The sequence below is a fragment of the Kineothrix alysoides genome, assembly GCF_000732725.1.
In the GTDB taxonomy this organism is placed as follows: Bacteria; Bacillota; Clostridia; order Lachnospirales; family Lachnospiraceae; genus Kineothrix; species Kineothrix alysoides.
In genome coordinates, this window is the sequence record NZ_JPNB01000001.1 from 2,022,648 (window position 1) to 2,042,811 (window position 20,164).

Here is a 20,164-nt window from a genome sequence, read left to right on the forward strand (position 1 = left end):
TTTCATGAATAAAGGTACAGTAAAATGGTTCAACGGACAAAAAGGTTTTGGTTTCATCTCTAACGAGCAGGGCGATGATGTATTCGTACATTACTCAGGTCTTGCAATGGATGGATATAAGACATTGGATGAAGGACAGTCTGTAACATTTGATGTTACAAAAGGTGCTCGTGGATTACAGGCAGTTAATGTTTGTCTCGCATAAGTAGTATCTTAAAAAGATCACTTTATAAGTGGTCTTTTTTTATTGCCACCGTTTATAAACTCATCTCTTTTTGGCTTGATACATTCGCCTGTCAGCAAGTTTCAACAATTCTGCAATATTTAAGCTTTCTGAACGCAAAGAATAACCTGCGCTTACTGTTATCAATAATTCATCCCCTTGCTTTTCGTGCAATTCTTTTTGAATATCTGTGCATACTTGATATGCCTTTACTTTATCAACGCCAGACAGCACGATTAAAAATTCGTCACCTCCAAAGCGAAAAACATAATCAGTCGAACTAATGCTCTTTCGAATACATTCTGCAACATTTTTAAGCGCCAAATCACCTAGGTGATGCCCATAATTATCATTAATATTTTTAAAATCATCAACATCTATCATAACAGTTGCATATTCAACACCTTCAGTTTTAAAAAGACTTTCTTGTTTAACAATAATCTGTTCAATGGCCCGACGATTCAATAATCCTGTAAGTTCATCGTGTATAGAAATATCCTCAATCAATTTATTAATTTTAAGGTTCTTTCGTTTTACTGTCTCTACGATACTAACAATTAATATAGCGGTAAGGATATATGCTGCCAGTATGTTAATTATCTGAATCTTATCTCCCTCCCCCGTCCAAGATACTAACCAGTGAATTGTAAGACCTAATATAAGCAGGGTATACGAGGAAAGCACAAATATCTGAATTTTACGGTAATATGTTAGCGTAATAATTGTAAGAAAAAGAATAGACAGATAGGGCGTACAACCTAGTAAACCGTCAAAGGTAAACCAACTGATAGGTGTATATACAAAGCATAAAATTAACATTGGAGCAAGACACGCTGCTTCAATACTAATTCTTCCTTTAACTGACAGCGGAGTGGTTATGAAGATACATGCAAGAATGCAAATAAACACACTCATCACCAAATAGTGTGCTGTCACCGCCATTAAGACAATCCCCAGAATGCATGAAAATACACAAGCTATAAGCATTCTTACCGGAATGCTGTTTCTGACGATTGGACTATCACTGGGTTTAGATGTTAATGTACTCTCCGAATCTGTATGTATCATATTAAAAACTTTCTCCTTTGAAAGACATCATCTTTAAAATTAGTGCACATTAGGTGCGAGGGCATAAATTAATTTGTAAAACAGTACGCACGGCATAACGCTTTGCTCCATTTTGTATTATAACATAATTTCTAATATCTACATTATATATATTTATAAACTTCTGCCATTATATGAAACAGGAAAACTATAATTATACGAACCTCATCGGCTGCTAAAATATGAAATATTAAGCAGTATTAACGTAAAAAAGCAGAAAAATATAATGATTAAGAATTTGACAAGGATTTGTTTAATTGCCGGAAAAGATTATTTCCAATTTATTTGATATATTGATACTAGAAAAATAAGAAAGGTACAACATATGAATAAATTATTTTTACAGACAAAACAATTATGTAAAACATTTTCATCCGATGGACAGCAACAGCATGTCCTCTGTAATTTAGACATTGATATTTATGAAGGCGACTTTACCATTATAATGGGAAGCTCAGGCTCAGGCAAGACTACTCTTTTATACGCATTATCCGGAATGGATACCCCTACTCTTGGCAAGATTATCTTTCAAGGTACTGAAATCCAGGATTTTAACAGCGATGAACTGGCTAACTTCAGAAAAAAGCACTGCGGATTTGTATTTCAGAACATCTATCTTCTGGAGAATATGAGTATTTTGGATAATGTCTTGACTGCCGGATATCTTGTAAACAATAACAAACCCGAAATCATTAAACGTGCAAAAGAGCTTTTTCTTCAAGTTGGATTAACAGAAGAAATCTGGCGCAAATTTCCCAGCCAATTATCGGGAGGTGAAAAACAGCGCGCTGCCCTTATTCGTTCTTTAATTAATGAGCCTGATATCCTGTTTGCGGATGAACCTACCGGAGCTCTTAATTCTTCTTCCGGCAAAGATGTTCTGGATATTCTGACAAAAGTAAATCAAAAAGGTCAAAGTATTGTAATGGTAACACATGATATAAAAGCTGCCATAAGAGCCAATCGCATCATTTACCTAATGGACGGGAAAGTATGCGGAGAACTTCATCTGGCTAAATATTCAGAGGCAAATATGGAAGAACGCTCTAAAAAAGCACGGGACTTTCTTCAACAGAACAATTGGTAAAGGAGGCATTTTAATGATTTCACTACATTTAGCACTTACAAGTTTAAAGCGAAAACATAATGGTGCCGTTTCATTCGCCATTATTGTGATAATTGCAGCCTGCTTTTTTAATGTGATATTATCAACCGGAGAAGTTAACTCCTCTTTTGAATCTCAAAGCGAAAAATTAAACGGAACTGATTGTTATATGCTTTTTTCGCCTAACATGTATTATGAGGATTTTGCAGCCTTTCTGGAAGCAAAAGAACATGTCACCGGTGTAAACGCAGAAGATGTCATCTCATTTTCCGGTAAATACTACTCACCCAATATCAGCAGCCCCAGCCCTGCGTCCATGTTCATCCAAAATATAAATGTAGAACGCTCTATTTCCCTAATTAATATTTTGAATCCTCAGGAAAATAAAAGCGGGGTATATTTACCCATCGCTTTTCAGGAACTCGGTTATAAGATTGGCTCTTCCTTCATATTAAGGGATTCCTCTGAGCAAGAGTATACATATGAAATACTAGGCTTTTGCTATGTATCGGAGTTTGGAGCTGTTACTAATTTCTTGCAGACAAGAATTGTCGTGACAGCTGATGTTTTTCATGAATTATCATCTAATTTCGGAACTAAAACATTACTAAACTTCACCGTAGATGATAATGCTGCTCTGCATTATATTGAATCTCAACTCGTTGACTATAGTTCAGCATATACCAGGAATACCCAATGTATAGAAATGGCCGCTGCGCGTCCTGATTTTTCAGTGGCATTTACCTTATTCGCTTCTATTATTTCAACCATTATTATTGCATTTTCAGGAGTAATTTTCATGGTTGCTCTTATTATGGCAATTTATAGAATCAAATCCGGTATTACTGAAAACCTTACCGCCATTGGCACCTTGAAGGCATTAGGATATACAAGCAGACAAATTGCCTTAGGGTATGTCTTCGAATACATAATCATCAGTTTTATCAGCAGTATCATAGGCACCTTGTTTTCCTATGCCTGTTCTCCGTTATATCATAAAATACTCATATTGATCACCGGTGTATTTATTAAAAATACTGCTCACATAAGTTTAGACATAATAATAATCTTGATTATTACCCTATTGATTGGGCTGGCTGCTTATCTATCCACCGCAGGAGTAAAAAAACTGCCTGTTGCCGTTATACTCCGAGGGGGGCTTCTGTCTCACAATATTAAGACAAATGCAGTAGAACTTGAACATGCAAAAGGTTCTATCCATCAGATACTCTGTTTAAAAAATTGGATTATGTTTAAAAAGCAGAATATATCTACCTGCATAATCATTACTATTGTAAGCTTTACATTATGCTTTGGATTCATACTATTTGAAGGCTTCGGAATCAATGACTCTTTTATAAAAAACTTACTCGACAACGAAATAACCGAAGCCAATATCACACTCGATGATCATGCCGATATAGAAGAAATTTCCAAAATTATAGACAGTAATGAAAATGTGCTAAAAATTATAAGGATAGGCTTTGAAAGCGTAACAATTGACAATACATCTTACAACGCTCGTGTAATCGATAATTTTAATAATCTGGAATCTATTAAAATTTCTGACGGAAGCTTTCCTGTCAATGATAATGAAATTGCTGTTTCTGTTCATGTTGCCAGCTTGCTAAGCAAAAGTATCGGAGATGTCATAACGTTAAACTCAATTGGTATTAAAGCAGATTATATCATCTCAGGCATTACTTCTTCAATCATGTCTTATAATACTTATTTAACCGAAGATGGCTATAAGCGGCTATATGCCGCCTATGCTCCCAGTACAATATGTGCTTATCTCGATAAAGGCTATACCTATGAGCAGTTTGCTGACTTTATATTTAACAAATTCGGATATACCCAGAGCGAACTATTATCCGGAATAGTATCCGCAAATACTAATAATAAATATTCTGCAATTAAAAACATGATCGATTCAAAAATGATCAAACTAAAACAAAATTATAATATCGATAGCATGGAGTATGCCTTGAATATAGATGGGAATACAGTCTTAAGCAGTGGCACCTCTGCTTATCCCATTAAAGATGTGTACTCAAATACCTCTTTACTGGCAGGTTATCTCAATGTTTTTAAACTGGCATTCGGACTTCTGGCAACTTTCATCCTGGTAATTACATTAATCATTATTTTCGTTGTGCTTTCTATTATGGTGAAACAGACAGTGAACGCTAAAAAGCCGGAATTTGGTATATTAAAAGCATTAGGGTTTACTACTGGCGAATTAAGAAAACAGCTTACCTTTTGTCTGCTGCCATCCGCTATTGTCGGCGCCTTCCTAGGTTCCTTTATTGCTTATGGAATAACGTTACCTTTTGTAACAAAGCTATTTTCTCTTGTAGGCTGGCGCGGGTTCCAATATGAATTACCCTCAATAATTACATTACTATCCGCTGCTATAATCATAATTTCGTTCACTTATATGGCATCTTATTTCCTTACTTCAAAAATTAAACATATCTCTGCTTATGAACTGATTGAAAATTAGAAGGAGAATTTATTTATGAAAAAACTATATTTACAAGCCTTTATAAGCCTTTTTTCTCTTCTTGTCGGATTTACGATGCTGCCTATTCCTTCATCCGCCAAAAACAGTAAAAATAACAATTCCACATCGGAACATCAGCCCTCTGAAGCTCTTCTTACTGCAGAAAATAAAATATATGGCATAGGTTCCATCAGCAAAACAGTTACTACAACCGCAATTTTAAAGCTGGCAGACCAAGGGCTTATTAAATTAGACTCTCCTGTATCAGAATACCTTCCACAATTTACGATGCCGGATGAACGTTATAAAAAAATCACCATCCGTATGCTGCTCAATCATTCTTCCGGTCTTCTTGGATCTTTATACTCAAATTCTGATTTGTATGGCTGCATTGATGATTCCAATCACGACCGTATTCTCAAACACTTAAGCACTCAGCGCTTAAAGGCCTCCCCCGGCGAGTACTCGGTATATAGTAATGACTCTTTTGAATTGGCGGAACTTATCATTGAGGAGGTAAGCGGCCTTTCGTATACAGATTACATTACAAAATATATAATGGCCCCTTTGGGTGCCAATGACACCATAACCATGCACTCCGATTTTGAAAATTCCGATATTGCCGCTACCTATAAGAATAATCGGCTTATGCCCACTGTAATGACAACAACTCTTGGTGACGGTGGTATTCTCTCTACTGCAGCAGACTTATGTACCTTTTCAACTATGTTTATGAAGGATCACCATTCCGTATTAAGCAGTGCAAGTGTTGCCGAATCCATAAGAAAACAGGTGGCCGGTCCTCTTATCTATGATGGCAATTATGGTCTTGGATGGGATGAGGTAAATGCGTATCCATTCAGTACATATCATATTCAAGCCGTTACAAAAGGCGGGGATACGGATAATTACCATGCAATGCTTACCGTTCTTCCGGATTACAATATGTCTGCCGCCGTTGTATCCTCAGAGGGAAGCAGCACTTATGCTTCGCTTTTATCGAATGAATTACTATTAAGCGCATTAAATTCAACCATCGGCCTCCAAGAAGTCACCCCCGAAACCGCATTTTCAGGCGAACCTGCCGCCGTTCCTGATGAATATTTTGAATTTACAGGTTTATACAATGGTGTCACTTCCTTTACTCTTGACTTTAAAAACAACAAAATATACTTAACGTTATATTCCGCACCAGCCTCATCTAACAATAAAATAAATAAGAGCTTTGAACTAACCTATCTGGATTCCGGTTATTTTATCTGCAAAGATGATAATATATTAAATACTATTATGCCTGCATCGCAGCGTTACATAACGGAAGGCTTTCGCCTCATTAAAAGCGGCAATACATATGCCGTACAAGCGGAATATTATGCAAAATATTTCGGTGTATCTACAGACTTCTCCAGTTTGACACTCGCTACTAAGTTAGATGACTTTCAAGCTTCCAGTCAAGCCAAAACGGCTTGGAAAAACAGAAATAACAAAAAGTATTTTCTTCTTGATGAACATTATGCCAGTGCAAGTTATATATCAAAACCATATATTGAGGGGGAAGTTTTAAATCACAATGAGAATTATTTTGTGATAAATGGATCACTCTACGCCATAACCGGTAATGATTCCCTCTCAAACGTTGGAAAGAAACGCGATATCGTGGATATAAATATTACGCCAAAAGATAATCTGGAGTATCTGTCATCCACCAGCGGCTTTCAATATGTAGGCGAAGAATATCTATCTAATCTTAATTTAGACCAAACCTATACTATTCAAACAGATGGATTTACCCAATGGTATCGCATTACCGAATCCATTGCCGGGACATACACCTCCATTGAGATATCGGGAGAAGGCAGCTATTTTATATATAATCAATACGGCGCGCTTATAGATTCCTCACTATTCATGAACGGTACCATGACTTCGTATCTGATAGAAGACGGCTATATCGCTTTTGCCGGAAAACAAGGAACTGAATTCAAAATAAAATAAGAACGACTTTTCTATTACAAAAAGGGGCTGTCTGTCTCGACATCCCCTTTGTACCATTTATACTAATTTCAATTCCAGCTCAACAATAAATCCATCTTCTTCATTCCGAAAGGATACGCTGCCCTCCATTTTGCTCATAAGGTCATTGACTATATATAGGCCAAGTCCGCTGCCGTGCTTATTTTCCGTACCCTTAGCACGATAAAATTTCTCTTTTACCTTATGTATCTCTTCTTCTGCAACTCCATTTCCCATATCTTTTATACTGATAAATAAACTGTTGTCCAAGAGTTTACTCCCGATCCATATCTCGGTATCCGCATATTTATATGAATTATCAATAATATTATTAATAATCTGCTGCATTCGGACTTTGTCAGCCTTAATAATACAATCTTCAATCCTGCATTCGACGATTTTTTCCCTGCCGTCTGCAAGTTCGAACATATTACCGATATCGCTGCTAAGAACCGAACCCATTGTTACTTTTAATTCTCCCAATTCCTCAAGCTGGCTGTTTAACAAATCTGCCGTCATCAGATTAATCTGCTCTGCCTTGGCGGATATGGATAAAATCTTAGCAAGCTGGGCTTCATCCTTAATAATTACGCTTAAGAATTCGCATATGACCATAATAGACGTAATAGGTGTCTTAATATCATGACTGATGGACGCAATTAGTTCCATTTTGCTCTTTTCTATCTTTTCTGCTTTTTCTCTGGCATATTTTAACTCCATACGCATGATATCGAAACTTTCAGTAAATATACCGAAGATATTTTTCCTATCCATCTTTAGATTTATTTCCAGGTTTCCTATCGCTATTTCTTTCGCAAAATCCTTCATTTCTTCAAATGGTCTTATTATTGAACGATTGATATAGAAAGCTGATACTATACTGATTCCCCACATTGCAATCAAAACACAAGACAGGATAAAGATTATCTGTGCCTGGTAATTATACATGATGTTCTCATATGTCGGTGCAAGAACTACCGTACCAAGAACCTTATCATCTAAGATAATATTCTGCATGGCATTTGCCTTTTTCACTGCCGCAATCATTGTTTCAGCATTATAACCATGACTGTAAATCAGTTCACCGTTCAAATTATAAATTGCAAATTCTCCTGTATCCGGTTGCAAATTCATATCTTCCAAATGTTCAAAGTTCTTACTTGCCTCGATAGTTATCCGGTTAAGAGCTACGATATCATTACTGTATTCCAGCTGCCTCCCGTTTATAATTATAATTCCCGCAACAGCGATTAATGTCACTATTATCATATTTATAAAGATATATTTTATCTTCTTCATTTCAATATCATACCTTTACCTCGAATACATATCCTACACCCCAGATCGTCTTAATGTACTCCGGATTCTTAGGGTCCGGCTCAATTTTTTCACGAATACGCCTGATATGGACATTCAAAGTAACATCACTTACATAAGCATCCTCCCATACCTTCTCAAATAATTCCTCTTTTGAAATGACACGATTGCAATTCCTGATCAGATATGTGAGCAATCGAAATTCCTGATTCTTAAATTTCACAACCTCTCCATTTACACTGACCTGCCTGTAATTATAATCTATCTTAATATGCGGAGGAAGCGGTGAATCTGTCTTCTCTTCCTTGCTCCTGTAAGTTTGGTAACGTTTTAGCATGGCCTTAGCCTTAGCCAGTAAAATATTTAAGGTAAATGGCTTTACAATATAGTCATCTCCTCCAATATTAAGCCCTGTTAATACGTCTCCTTCACTGTCCCTTGCGCTAATAAACAATATGGGAATATCCGATTTACTGCGTATTGTCTTACAGAACTCAAATCCGGAACGCTCATTCAAATTAATATCCAAAATAAGTAATGACACTTCATTCGTATCAAAAAAACGAAGTCCTTCCTCATATTCTGTGACATATGCAGTCTTAATACCAAACATTTCAAAATATTCCGCCGAGGTTTTGGCAATATCCAATTCATCATCTATAATTAAGCAATCGTATTTCATATCTATGTACCCTCAAAGATATCTTTTCTTAACTTTTTAGCAACTACAATACTTTTATATCCTATTTATAAATAGTACCAAGAAATAAATAAAAAAGCAATTAATACCTCTGCCGAAACATTACGAGCTGGATTTTTCCCGCCGTTAAAAAAACTTCTCCAATGTATATGACACTCCTATAAGAAATCCGCCTTCTCTCTCACCTGTTATGATACGATTTTCAAATTTTACAATTTTAATTGTATTAGATTTTATCAATCCTTCTATCTATTATTGGATAATAAAATAAGCAATATCAAATACATATAATCTCTTGGATGTTGATTTATTTTTAAAAAAATGTTATTCTAATTTAAGAATTTTATTACAAGAAAGTCCAACTTATCCTAAGACTTTTGAACGGAATTTTATAAGCCCTCGATGCGGGTTCGGTTCCCACTATTCCCGCCATTTGATTATAGTTTCAGAAATTCACTCGGTTTCGGATTTCTGGACTTTTTGTTTTTCATGAACATAAATGATAATCTCGATTGTAATGTATATGGGAAAATGAATTCATTATAGAAAGGATATGAAAATAGAAATGAAAAATATATCTAAAAAAGTTATGTCGGCTCTCCTATTGATTTCGAGTACAGTCCTGCTCATCGGCCTGGATCAGCTCACCAAGATTCTTGCCGTCAGAAATTTAAAAGGGCAGGCGGATTTCGCACTGCTTCCAGGCGTACTGGAATTTTCTTATTTGGAAAATACCGGAGCGGCGTTCAGCTCCTTTCTCGGCAAACAGGGATTTCTTATCGCCCTGACATCCTGCGTTATGCTCTTCATCATTTGGAAATATTTTCAGATTCCGGAAGGAAAGAGGTTCCATATCATGCGCCTCACCTTTCTTCTTATTATAGACGGAGGAATCGGGAATCTGATAGATCGGGTAAAAAATGGTTATGTAGTGGACTTCATCTATTTCGTTCCCATCAATTTTCCTACATTCAACGTCGCCGACTGCTATGTGAGCGTGGGAATGGTACTTCTTTGCATTATCTGCTTCTTCTATTATAAGGATGATGAACTCAGCTTTTTGTTCGGGAAGACTTCGAACAAACAATAGACTTATTATGCTAACAAAAGCGCTGCCCGCGGTTATTAACAAAGCCACGGGCAGCCCATAGCGAAGCCTGCCGGGCATAACGCATAAATAAAACCACATATCATCCTATTCTTTTCCTACAGCGCGAATTGGCTGTTATATAGTTTCGCATAAAACCCTTCTGCTGCCAGCAGCGTTTCATGGCTTCCCTGTTCTATGATATTGCCGTCTTTCATCACCAGAATGATATCGGCCCCCTTTATCGTCGAAAGCCTATGTGCCACGATGAAACTGGTTCTTCCCTCCATCAGCTTTGCAAATGCATTCTGAATCTTAAGCTCCGTCCTCGTGTCAATGGAGGAAGTGGCTTCATCCAAAATGAGCATATCCGGCTGACAGAGCATGACTCTCGCAATGCATAGAAGCTGCTTCTGTCCCTGAGAGAGATTTCCTCCTGCCTCCGTAATCACAGTATCATACCCCCCCGGCAGCCTCTTAATAAAGCTGTGGGCATGGGCTTCCTTTGCCGCCGCAATGATTTCCTCCTCTGTGGCCTGAGGCTTTCCCATTATTATATTTTCCCGAATCGTTCCCGCCTTCAGCCAAGTATCCTGGAGCACCATACCATAGGAAGTACGAAGGCTCTTCCTCGTCACATCGCGAATATCCTTTCCCTCCACCAGTATCTTTCCGCCATCCACATCATAAAAACGCATCAGCAGATTGATAACCGTAGTTTTTCCGCATCCGGTAGGTCCTACAATCGCCACCCGCTGCCCCGGCTTCACATGAAGATTAAAGTTCTGAATTAATTTCTGTTCCGGCACATAGGAGAAATATACCTGGGAGAGAGAGACATTTCCCTTTACGTCCAAAAGCTCTGCCGCATCGTCTGCCTCCGGTATCTGAGGCTCCTCCTCTATAAGCTCCAATATCCTTCCTGCACAGGCCAGCGCATTTTGCAGTTCCGTAACCACTCCAGATATCTCATTGAAAGGCTTCGTATACTGATTCGCATAGGTAAGAAGGCATACAAGCTGCCCTACGCTGATTCCTCCTGCTATGGCTAAAATTGCTCCCATAATTCCCACTCCCGTATATACAAGGCTGTTCACAAAGCGCGTTGCCGGATTGGCGATGGAGGAGAAGAAGATCGCCTTTAAAGAGGCCTCCTGTAATCTTCCGTTGATTTCGTCGAACTGCTCAAGTGCTTTCTCTTCGTGCCCAAAGGCCTGTACTACCCTCTGGCTGCCCACCATTTCATCGATTAGGGCTGTCTGCTCCCCTCTCGTCTCCGACTGAAGTTTGAACATACGGTAGGTCTTCTTTGCAATGAGATTCGCCACCAGAAAGGAAACCGGAGTAAGCAATACGACTACTGCCGTAATTCCTACATCTATAGTTAACATAATAGTCAATGTTCCCAAAATAGTAATCACTCCGGTAAACAATTGGGTAAATCCCATAAGCAGTCCGTCTGCCAGTTGATCCACATCGGCAATTATCCTGCTGACCACCTCTCCATAAGAGCGGGAATCTATATATTTAAGGGGCAAAACCTCAATTTTCATAAATGCTTCATCTCTCATGTCCTTCACTATTCCGAAGGTCATTTTATTGTTGCATACGTTCATGATCCACTGCGCGATTGCCGTAAATACAATTGCCGCAGCCATTCGATAAAGAATTGCCAGGATACCGGCAAAGTCTACGGAGCCCTTATCGATGATAAGGTCAATCGCATTTCCGATCAGAATCGGCACATACAAAGTAAGCGCCACACTAATTGCCGCCATAAAAACGGACATACCCAGATAGAACCAATATTTTTTTATATACCGGAGTACTTTGAAGAGAGTTTCCTTTTGACTTGCGCTGTCTCTGCTCATGCCCTCTCCTCCTTTTTAAACTGTGATGCGTAAATTTCCTTGTAGACGCTGCAGCTATTTACTAATTGTTCATGAGTCCCTATTCCTGCCACTTCACCGTCCTCCATAACTATAATAAAATCTGCATGACGGATGGAAGCTGCTCGCTGAGATACGATGAAGACAGTCATATTCCCTTCCATATTTCGTATTTCCTGTCTCAGTCTTGCGTCGGTAGCGAAGTCCAGTGCGGAGGCACTGTCATCCAATATGAGTATTTCCGGCTTTCTCACCAATGCTCTGGCAATTGTAAGGCGCTGCTTCTGTCCGCCGGAATAATTCTTTCCCTCTTGTGACACTCTGGCATCTAATCCTCCTGTTTTTTCCTCGACAAACCCTTTCGCCTGAGCGATTTCTAACGCCCGGCGCATTTCCTCCTCCGAAGCATTCTCCCTGCCCCATCGTAAATTTTCCCTTATGGTTCCTTTAAATAATACCGCCTTTTGCATGACGATACCGATTTTGGAACGCAGTTCGTATAACGGATAGTCTCTCACATCCACCCCGTTTACCCTTACACATCCGCCGGTAGCGTCATAAAACCGGGGAATCATATTGATCAGAGAAGATTTTCCTGAACCGGTACCGCCTATAATTCCTACGGTCTGCCCTTTTTTTACTTTAAAGTCAATATCGGTCAGAGCCTCTGCTCCTGCATTTTTATAGGTCAAATGGACATGCTCAAAGGATACTGCGATGTCATCATTTCCCTCCCCATGGCTCCAAGAGGCTACATTTTCTTTCTCAGGCGATACAAGGCTAGGCTTCATCTCGAATACTGCAGTGATTCGATTGGCGCTGGCGAAAGCTTTCGTTACAGTAATGATCAGATTGGCGAGCTTAATGAGTTCCACCAATATCTGGGACATATAATTTACCAGTGCGACTACCGCTCCCTGCGTAATATAACCCCCATCCACGCGAAGAGCGCCCGTCCATATGAGTACAATCAACGCGCCGTTTATAATAACATAGGTTACCGGATTCATCAAAGCGGATATCTTTCCCACAAACTGCTGCATCCTTGCCAGTTCTTCGTTCTCCCCTTCAAAGCGCTTTATCTCCGCCGCTTCCTTATTGAAGGCGCGTATTACCCTCACACCGGTCAGATTCTCCCTTGTAATGCCTAGAATGCTATCAAGTCCTGCCTGCACCTTCTTATACAAGGGCATGCTGATCCACATGATACCGAATACGACGACACTAAGCAGCAGAATAGTTACCACAAAAATCATTGCCGCCTTGATATCGATGGTAAATGCCATTACCATTACCCCGAACACGATAAAGGGAGAGCGTAAAAAGAGGCGCAAAATCAGGTTCACTCCCGACTGCACCTGGTTCACATCATTTGTCATCCGAGTAATCAAGGTTGAGGTCCCTATTTCGTCTATCTCTGTAAAGGATAACTTTTGAATGTGCTTAAACAATTCATGTTTCAGCCCGGCAGAAAAGCCCACCGCTGCCTTGGCGGAATAATACTGCGCAGTAACGGAGCATACCAATCCGATAACGCCCAGAGCCACCATGATCAGGCACATCCTGACAATATATCTCTTATCCCCCTGCGCAATCCCCGTATCGATAATCGCCGCCATAACCAAAGGAACAAAAAGCTCGAATGATGCTTCAAGCATCTTAAAAAGCGGAGCCAATACCGTTTCCTTTTTATAATCCTTAAGATAAATCAATAACTTCTTCATCGTCTAAGCTCTCCGGTACATTTAAAATAATTTTGTATATACTTATATAAGGTCGATCGCGTCTCGTACGTTCCTTACACCTATTACCTTTATATCCTTCTCTTCTTTTAACCCCTCCATGCAGACCGCAGGAAGGATACAGGTGGTAAATCCCAACTTCTTCGCCTCCTGCACCCGCTGCCTCGCCATACTCACGGCCCGCACCTCTCCGCTGAGCCCCACCTCGCCGAAAACAATTATCTTGCTGTCAATAGCCCGGTTCTTAAAGCTGGAAACAATAGCCAGCACAATTCCCAAATCGATAGCCGGTTCCACAATCTTGATTCCTCCTGCCAGATTCACATAAGCATCGCAACCTGACATCTGCAGACCCACTCGCTTCTCCAGTACAGCCATCAGCAGATTCACCCGGTTGAAATCCGTACCGATTGCCTGACGTCTGGGAATACCGAAGTTGCTCCCGCATACCAGCGCTTGTATCTCTATCAATATCGGTCTGGTTCCCTCCATGGAGCATGCCACCACCGAACCGCTGGCGTCCTCCGGCCTGCCGTTTAACATGAATTCCGAAGGGTTCATAACTTCTATCAGCCCTTCTTCCCTCATCTCGAACACTCCGATTTCATTGGTGGATCCGAACCGGTTCTTCACCCCTCGGAGTATCCGGTAGGAAGCGTGCCTGTCCCCTTCGAAATAGAGCACCGTATCTACCATATGCTCTAACACTCTGGGACCTGCTACCGTCCCTTCCTTGGTCACATGCCCTACAAGAAATATAGATATATTCATTCCTTTCGCTAATTGAAGGAAAATGTTCGTTGCCTCTCTTACCTGCGATACGCTTCCGGGTGCCGCCGATATGTCTTCGCTGTACATGGTCTGAATGGAATCAATGACCGTCACATCAGGCTTCATCATCTTTAAGATCTCCTCGATGGCGTGCAGATTGGTCTCGCACAAAAGCAGAAGATTATCGTTGAATTCCCCGATTCTATTGGCCCTTATCTTAATCTGACGAAGCGACTCCTCTCCGGACAGATACAGTACCTTGCGGCCGGCTCCTGCCAATTTCTGACATACCTGAAGCAGGAGGGTTGACTTACCGATTCCAGGGTCCCCTCCCACCAGGGTGAGAGACCCCGGCACAATGCCGCCTCCAAGCACTCTGTCCAGTTCCCCTATATGAGTATTGATCCTCTCCTCGCCGCCTAAGGATACCTCCGACAGCTTGGACGGCTCCGCCCGCTTTGCGGCGCTTCCAGATTTCGATGCAGTCCCGCTTCCCTTCGTACTTATAGTTACCCGTTCTTCCACAAAAGTATTCCAAGCTTTGCATCCGGGACACTGTCCCATCCATTTCGCCGATTCATAACCGCATTCCTGACAAAAAAATACCGTCCCGTTTTTACTCTTTGCCATAATTTCCTCTTTCTCTGCGCCTCCATTGTTTATATAACATAAAAAGCGGGACTTTCACAAAATGACCGTCCCGCTTTTCGTTTCTTCTATTTTGCTACTCTGACATTTACTTCTCCGGCACCTGCAAGTTCTACACTTAAATTCAGCTTGCCGCCTAAATTTGTACTCATCTTACCAATACTTTCATTATTTATAAAAACTTCGTATTCCGTCTCATCCTGAAGACCTATCGTAATCTGTGCGTCTTCATCCCCTTCTACGTTAAAGTTAATGCCATCCTGCGTTTCTTTAAAATCGTTTACGCTCGTTCCCGGTACCGATTCATAGACAAACATTCCGTTCTTTTCAAGCTTTGTCATGGTTTTGTACGTCTTGACCTTCAGCAGATCGCCGCCGCACTCGAAATCCTCTAACTTCGCTTTCTTCTCCAGTTTGTGGTTGCCAAAACTGATTGCTCCTTCGCCTTCCGAACGAAGTAATTCTTCCACCACTGCCATTTCTTACGTCCTCCTAAGTTCCTTCCTTCGCACAATATGATACTTTTTCAGTATCCTATTCTTACTATCAGTATAATATATTTTTTGTATTTAATCCACTAAAAATTCTGATTTAGGATTCTTTTTTTACTCTGAAGGATGCCTTTCCATCCTTTACCCCGGCAGTTACGCTATCTCCCGCCTTTATTCTTCCCGCAAGGATTTCCTCCGCAAGCTGGTCCTCAATCACAGTCTGAATCGCACGCTTTAACGGTCTCGCTCCCATCTTATAATCGGAATGCTTCTCCACAATATACTCCTTCAAGGCCGGAGCGATGGTAAGGCTGATATTCATCTGCGCCTTGCACCTGTTTCTTAGATTTACTGACAATAAGGTGATAATCTGCTTCATATTATCCTTATTCAGCGGATGGAATACCATTATTTCGTCGATACGGTTAATGAACTCCGGCTTGAAAAGCCGCTTCACTTCCTCCATTACACCGGATTTCATTTTTTCATAATTCTGTTTCTCATCCGTCTGCGAAGAAAAGCCCAGATTCTTCGGATCGATAATCCTTTGCGCACCTGCATTGGAGGTCATGATGAGTATCGTATTTTTGAAGCTCACCTTACGCCCCTTGGCATCCGTAATATGTCCGTCGTCGAGCACCTGAAGAAGAATATTGAACACGTCAGGATGCGCCTTTTCAATCTCATCGAATAACACTACCGAATAGGGATTGCGCCTTACCTTCTCGCTCAATTGCCCCCCTTCGTCAAAACCTACATATCCCGGAGGAGAACCTATCATCTTCGATACGGAATGTCCTTCCATATATTCCGACATATCCACGCGGATAAGGGAGTTCTCGGAACCGAACATCGCCTCCGCCAGCGCTTTACTAAGCTCCGTCTTTCCTACACCCGTAGGGCCCAGGAATAAGAAGGAACCGATGGGTCTATTTGGATCCTGCAGGCCTACCCGCCCTCTGCGCATCGCTTTCGCCACCGCAGATACCGCTTCCTCCTGTCCGATTACCCGTTTGTGAAGAATGGATTCCAACTTGAGCAGGCGCTCACTTTCCTTTTCCGCCAGCTTCTTTACCGGAATCTTCGTCCACATAGAAACGACCTCCGCAATTTCATTTTCTCCTACCACGTATCTTTTATCCGCCTGTTCCAAATCGAACTTATGCTTCATCTTCTCATATTTCTTAATCAAAATATCCTGATTGCGTTTCAGCTCTCCCGCCTGACTGAACGCCTCCATTCGCACCGATCGCTCGATCTGTGCGTCTATCTTGGCAATCTGCTCCGACAGCTCTTTCATCTTATCCGGTATGTGCATCGTCTTAAGCCGTACTGCAGCCGCCGCTTCATCGATTAAATCGATGGCTTTATCGGGCAGGTTCCTATCGTTAATGTATCTGCTGGAAAGCTGTACTGCCGCTTCTACCGCTTCATCGAGAATCATTACCCGGTGATGCTCCTTGTATTTTCCTACCACGCCCTCCAAAATACGTATGGCCTCTGCTTCTGTCGGCTCCTCCACGCTTATCGGCTGGAATCTTCTCTCTAGGGCTGCATCCTTTTCCACATATTTTCTATATTCGGCGATTGTGGTCGCACCGATTAACTGAATCTCGCCTCTGGCCAGAGAAGGCTTTAATATATTGGAAGCATCAATTGCACCTTCCGCACCGCCTGCACCGATGATAGTGTGCATTTCATCCAGAAAAAGAATGACATTACCGTCGTCAATAACTTCTTTTATTACTTTCTTAATTCTCTCTTCGAATTCACCGCGGTACTTACTGCCCGCTACCATACCTGACAAATCCAGCGTAAGCACCCTCTTATTCTGTACGGTAAAGGGTACCTCTCCCGACACTATTCGAAGGGCCAGCCCTTCTACCACTGCCGTCTTACCTACCCCCGGCTCGCCAATCAGACAAGGATTGTTCTTCATTCTTCTGCTGAGTATCTGGATGACTCTCCCTATTTCTTCCTCGCGTCCGATTACAGGGTCTAACTCTCCCTTTCCGGCAAGCGCCGTCAAGTCCCTGCTGTATTGTTCCAACACCGAGGTTCCGCCTTTTTTCTTGCCGCTTTGTTTTTTCACGAGGTCCTCTTTATAGAGCGCCCCGTCCGCACCCATCGCAACCAAAGCATCCACATAAACCTTCTGGGCAGAGACTCCAAGCGTGTTTAAAAGCCTTACTGCCACATTGTCTCCCTCTTTGATCAGAGCCAGCAGAATATGTTCGGTTCCTGTCCTTTCCAGACCGAAACGATCTGCCTGCCTGTGTGCTTCCTCTAACACTTTAGCCGCACGGGGAGAATAGCCGTCTCTATCCTTTATCTGAAGCCCTCCTTCGGGAGCGATCAAATCTCTGATCATCTCCATAAGCTGGGCATCATCCAATCCGTTATCCGACAGAATCTTTGCCGCAACACCTGTCTTTTCCTTTAACAGGCCTGCTAAAATATGTTCCGTTCCCACATACCCTTGCTTCAAACCCACTGCGGTCTTCTCCGCCAGAGCAAGAGCGGCTTTCGCCTTATCCGTAAACTGTGACTGCATCAATCTAGTCCTCCATAATTTTCATATACTTCGTCAATAAGAGCATGCACTTCTTCTCTGGAAATATTCTTACAGCTGCTCCTTGCGAGCAGAACTTTCAAATCTCTCCGCAGCTCCTCTATGGCCTCTATCTTATCCACATCTATTGCAATGACAGCGCCTCTTCGCCTGTCCACCTTTACAAAACCCTCCTGCTTAAGAACAGTATATGCTTTATTTACCGTATGCATGTTAATTCCGATATCGTCCGCAAGCTGCCTGACAGAAGGGAGCTCTTCGCCAATTCTTATTTTGGACGTAGCAATCCCGATTATGATCTGATTGCGAAGCTGCAAATATAAGGCCTCGTCGCTGTTGAAATCTATCTCTATTATCATCATAATAAACACCTGCCTCCTGACTGTTATACAAATATTATAACACTCAGAATATTATGTCAAGAAGCTGCTTCATTTATAGCATAGGAGGGCGATACCTTCTTTTGTTCCGCGCGCATAGCTGCGCATCCGTTTTCTTTAATAGGTGCACTTTCCTATTAAAGAAGAAAGGGCATATGAGCACCAAGCCCATATACCCTATCCCCTTATTATTAAATTAATCCTTGTCTTCCATGTTTAAAAACTCGAATTCGAACTCATCATCATCGATTAAAAAGTTTTTGGCTTTCTTCTTCGGAACAGGTGACGGTGCAGGTACTTCTTCCTCAGGATCATAGTCTATCTTCCTGACCTTGGATGCCGGCTCCTTGACTGCTCTTTCCCTTACCGCCTTTAAGGGTTGCTTCGCCTGCTTAGCTCCGCTTCGCCTTCTCACTGGAGGTTCATCTTCATCCTCGTCGTCCTCTTCATCTTCGTCATCGTCTTCTTCGTCGTCATCCTCTTCATCATCTTCTTCGTCATCATCCTCATCGCCGTCGTAATCATCGTCATCGTATAAATCCTTAATTTTGAACAACAGCAAAGTAACTGTAACTGCAAGAAGTGCTGCCACTACCGCCAAAACGATAATAATAATTTTCTGCGTGGCAAGCTGGTCAGAATCGCTTTCGCTCTGTACGGCTCCTGCCTCTGCTGCAGCCATGAGTCCCGACAACGTCTGGCGTGTTCCATTTATATTATCGTACAGATACCATTCGTTCTCACCGGTATCATTCTGGGTATACACCATCTCATAATCAGGCTTAAGCTCCTCTTCCTCCGGAACTGGTTCCTGAGTTTCTTCCGTTGCCGCATCCCCGCTTTCCTCCATGGATGCCGCATCAGTGCCTTCTTCGCCGTCAGCTCCCTCACCTTCTGCGCTTTCTTCCGTCGCCGCAGGCTGATTGGACTCAGTAGGGGTCGCCGCAGGAGGATCTCCTGCCGTTACCAAATCTGCGCGGATAAAGCCTACAACTTCTTTTCCTCCCGATGTCGTGTATTTTATCTGGTACCATTTCTTGCCGTCACTTGCTTTCGCTTCTCCGGTAATGGTAACCACCGTATTTTTCGTTGCAGAGCCTAATGTTTCGTGTTCTGTAGACGCGCCTTCCCTGATTCTGGCACTTTCGTAGTTTACATAGGCCTTAGTCTCCGCAATAGGAGTGGCCGTGGTAGCAGCCGGCTTACTCTCCGTCTGCGTATTGTTTGCAGTAGTGTTGTTCGTAGTCGTATTGTCCGTGGCTGTGGTATTCGTCCCTGTAGAGGTAGTCGCTTTAATCAATAAATCGGAACGGATATATCCGGTACTGTTGTCTGCCGTCACCTTATACCAGAGCGTTCCCGCGCTATCTGTAACCTCATCCGTAACGGTTACCGTACTGCCCTTTAATAAGCCTACTACTACATCGCTGGTGGTAGTCGGTTCCTTCCGCACCTTTGCAGCATCCGCAGATACGATGCCAGTGGTCTGCGTATAGGCCAAGCTCACCGAAGGTGTACCTATCAAAATAGCCATAGAAAGCAGCACATACGCCGCTGCGGCCAGTAATTTCCCTGTTATCGTTTTCTTCATCCGTGTTTCCTCCCCTTATGGG

General features: G+C 41.7%; 15 protein-coding genes. 5 read left to right on the forward strand and 10 right to left on the reverse strand.

Features of this window, described 5'->3' with window-relative positions:
- The first annotated feature begins 4 nt into the window (after nucleotides 1-4).
- Nucleotides 5-205: a cold-shock protein gene (locus tag CC90_RS0109635; protein ID WP_031390561.1), complete on the forward strand. Its 201-nt coding sequence runs from the start codon at nucleotides 5-7 to the stop codon at nucleotides 203-205.
- A 60-nt stretch (nucleotides 206-265) separates the two neighbouring features.
- Here the strand turns inward: CC90_RS0109635 and CC90_RS0109640 are convergent, their stop codons facing one another.
- The gene (locus tag CC90_RS0109640) at nucleotides 266-1,291 is read right to left on the reverse strand and encodes a GGDEF domain-containing protein (RefSeq protein WP_031390562.1); all 1,026 of its coding nucleotides are present in this window, start codon (nucleotides 1,289-1,291) and stop codon (nucleotides 266-268) included.
- A 364-nt stretch (nucleotides 1,292-1,655) separates the two neighbouring features.
- Here CC90_RS0109640 and CC90_RS0109645 point away from each other — a divergent pair, with 364 nt between their 5' ends.
- Genes CC90_RS0109645 through CC90_RS0109655 form a run of 3 tightly spaced genes read left to right on the forward strand, consistent with a single transcriptional unit; the run spans nucleotide 1,656 to nucleotide 6,936 of the window.
- On the forward strand, nucleotides 1,656-2,417 hold the full coding sequence (locus CC90_RS0109645) for an ABC transporter ATP-binding protein (protein WP_031390563.1): 762 nt from the start codon (nucleotides 1,656-1,658) through the stop codon (nucleotides 2,415-2,417).
- Between the two features lie 13 nt (nucleotides 2,418-2,430).
- Complete coding sequence (locus CC90_RS0109650) at nucleotides 2,431-4,941, forward strand: ABC transporter permease (protein WP_031390564.1); 2,511 nt, start codon at nucleotides 2,431-2,433, stop codon at nucleotides 4,939-4,941.
- A gap of 15 nt (nucleotides 4,942-4,956) precedes the next feature.
- The gene (locus CC90_RS0109655) at nucleotides 4,957-6,936 is read left to right on the forward strand and encodes a serine hydrolase domain-containing protein (RefSeq protein WP_051869368.1); all 1,980 of its coding nucleotides are present in this window, start codon (nucleotides 4,957-4,959) and stop codon (nucleotides 6,934-6,936) included.
- A 57-nt stretch (nucleotides 6,937-6,993) separates the two neighbouring features.
- Here the strand turns inward: CC90_RS0109655 and CC90_RS0109660 are convergent, their stop codons facing one another.
- Together CC90_RS0109660 and CC90_RS0109665 are read right to left on the reverse strand one after the other, a co-directional pair.
- Entirely contained in the window at nucleotides 6,994-8,253 is a 1,260-nt protein-coding gene (locus tag CC90_RS0109660) for a HAMP domain-containing sensor histidine kinase (RefSeq protein ID WP_031390566.1), read from the reverse strand.
- 7 nt (nucleotides 8,254-8,260) lie between these two features.
- Nucleotides 8,261-8,953 carry a response regulator transcription factor gene (locus CC90_RS0109665; RefSeq protein WP_031390567.1) on the reverse strand — a complete coding sequence of 231 codons (693 nt, stop codon included), beginning with the start codon at nucleotides 8,951-8,953 and terminating at the stop codon, nucleotides 8,261-8,263.
- 583 nt (nucleotides 8,954-9,536) lie between these two features.
- On the opposite strand from CC90_RS0109665, the gene lspA reads away from it, so the two are divergent.
- Nucleotides 9,537-10,061, forward strand: a complete 525-nt coding sequence (gene lspA, locus CC90_RS0109670; RefSeq protein WP_035315288.1) for a signal peptidase II — start codon at nucleotides 9,537-9,539, stop codon at nucleotides 10,059-10,061.
- 116 nt (nucleotides 10,062-10,177) lie between these two features.
- Here the strand turns inward: lspA and CC90_RS0109675 are convergent, their stop codons facing one another.
- From CC90_RS0109675 to CC90_RS0109705, 7 genes are all read right to left on the reverse strand, one after another.
- Nucleotides 10,178-11,929 carry an ABC transporter ATP-binding protein gene (locus CC90_RS0109675; RefSeq protein ID WP_031390569.1) on the reverse strand — a complete coding sequence of 584 codons (1,752 nt, stop codon included), beginning with the start codon at nucleotides 11,927-11,929 and terminating at the stop codon, nucleotides 10,178-10,180.
- Nucleotides 11,926-13,671 carry an ABC transporter ATP-binding protein gene (locus CC90_RS0109680; RefSeq protein WP_031390570.1) on the reverse strand — a complete coding sequence of 582 codons (1,746 nt, stop codon included), beginning with the start codon at nucleotides 13,669-13,671 and terminating at the stop codon, nucleotides 11,926-11,928. Before CC90_RS0109680 ends, CC90_RS0109675 begins: the two co-directional genes overlap by 4 nt.
- Nucleotides 13,672-13,713: 42 nt before the next feature.
- Nucleotides 13,714-15,090, reverse strand: coding sequence for a DNA repair protein RadA (radA, locus tag CC90_RS0109685; RefSeq protein ID WP_031390571.1), 1,377 nt, complete (start codon nucleotides 15,088-15,090; stop codon nucleotides 13,714-13,716).
- Between the two features lie 86 nt (nucleotides 15,091-15,176).
- Entirely contained in the window at nucleotides 15,177-15,587 is a 411-nt protein-coding gene (locus tag CC90_RS0109690; protein WP_031390572.1) for a hypothetical protein, read from the reverse strand.
- Nucleotides 15,588-15,699: 112 nt separating this feature from the next.
- Nucleotides 15,700-18,153: an ATP-dependent Clp protease ATP-binding subunit gene (locus tag CC90_RS0109695; RefSeq protein WP_031390573.1), complete on the reverse strand. Its 2,454-nt coding sequence runs from the start codon at nucleotides 18,151-18,153 to the stop codon at nucleotides 15,700-15,702.
- Nucleotides 18,153-18,530 carry a GntR family transcriptional regulator gene (locus CC90_RS0109700; protein WP_031390574.1) on the reverse strand — a complete coding sequence of 126 codons (378 nt, stop codon included), beginning with the start codon at nucleotides 18,528-18,530 and terminating at the stop codon, nucleotides 18,153-18,155. Before CC90_RS0109700 ends, CC90_RS0109695 begins: the two co-directional genes overlap by 1 nt.
- A gap of 217 nt (nucleotides 18,531-18,747) precedes the next feature.
- A complete protein-coding gene (locus tag CC90_RS0109705; protein ID WP_031390575.1) occupies nucleotides 18,748-20,142 on the reverse strand; it encodes an SH3 domain-containing protein in 1,395 nt (464 codons plus the stop codon).
- Nucleotides 20,143-20,164 lie beyond the last annotated feature (22 nt).

Excerpts from the sequence above, each read along its gene's own strand:
- CC90_RS0109705 (WP_031390575.1), bottom strand. The coding sequence starts at position 20,142 with ATGAAGAAAACGATAACAGGGAAATTACTGGCCGCAGCGGCGTATGTG.
- radA (WP_031390571.1), bottom strand. The coding sequence starts at position 15,090 with ATGGCAAAGAGTAAAAACGGGACGGTATTTTTTTGTCAGGAATGCGGT.
- CC90_RS0109700 (WP_031390574.1), bottom strand. The coding sequence starts at position 18,530 with ATGATAATAGAGATAGATTTCAACAGCGACGAGGCCTTATATTTGCAG.
- CC90_RS0109690 (WP_031390572.1), bottom strand. The coding sequence starts at position 15,587 with ATGGCAGTGGTGGAAGAATTACTTCGTTCGGAAGGCGAAGGAGCAATC.
- CC90_RS0109640 (WP_031390562.1), bottom strand. The coding sequence starts at position 1,291 with ATGATACATACAGATTCGGAGAGTACATTAACATCTAAACCCAGTGAT.
- CC90_RS0109680 (WP_031390570.1), bottom strand. The coding sequence starts at position 13,671 with ATGAAGAAGTTATTGATTTATCTTAAGGATTATAAAAAGGAAACGGTA.
- CC90_RS0109650 (WP_031390564.1), top strand. The coding sequence starts at position 2,431 with ATGATTTCACTACATTTAGCACTTACAAGTTTAAAGCGAAAACATAAT.
- CC90_RS0109675 (WP_031390569.1), bottom strand. The coding sequence starts at position 11,929 with ATGAGCAGAGACAGCGCAAGTCAAAAGGAAACTCTCTTCAAAGTACTC.
- CC90_RS0109635 (WP_031390561.1), top strand. The coding sequence starts at position 5 with ATGAATAAAGGTACAGTAAAATGGTTCAACGGACAAAAAGGTTTTGGT.
- CC90_RS0109660 (WP_031390566.1), bottom strand. The coding sequence starts at position 8,253 with ATGAAGAAGATAAAATATATCTTTATAAATATGATAATAGTGACATTA.
- CC90_RS0109665 (WP_031390567.1), bottom strand. The coding sequence starts at position 8,953 with ATGAAATACGATTGCTTAATTATAGATGATGAATTGGATATTGCCAAA.
- CC90_RS0109655 (WP_051869368.1), top strand. The coding sequence starts at position 4,957 with ATGAAAAAACTATATTTACAAGCCTTTATAAGCCTTTTTTCTCTTCTT.
- lspA (WP_035315288.1), top strand. The coding sequence starts at position 9,537 with ATGAAAAATATATCTAAAAAAGTTATGTCGGCTCTCCTATTGATTTCG.
- CC90_RS0109695 (WP_031390573.1), bottom strand. The coding sequence starts at position 18,153 with ATGCAGTCACAGTTTACGGATAAGGCGAAAGCCGCTCTTGCTCTGGCG.
- CC90_RS0109645 (WP_031390563.1), top strand. The coding sequence starts at position 1,656 with ATGAATAAATTATTTTTACAGACAAAACAATTATGTAAAACATTTTCA.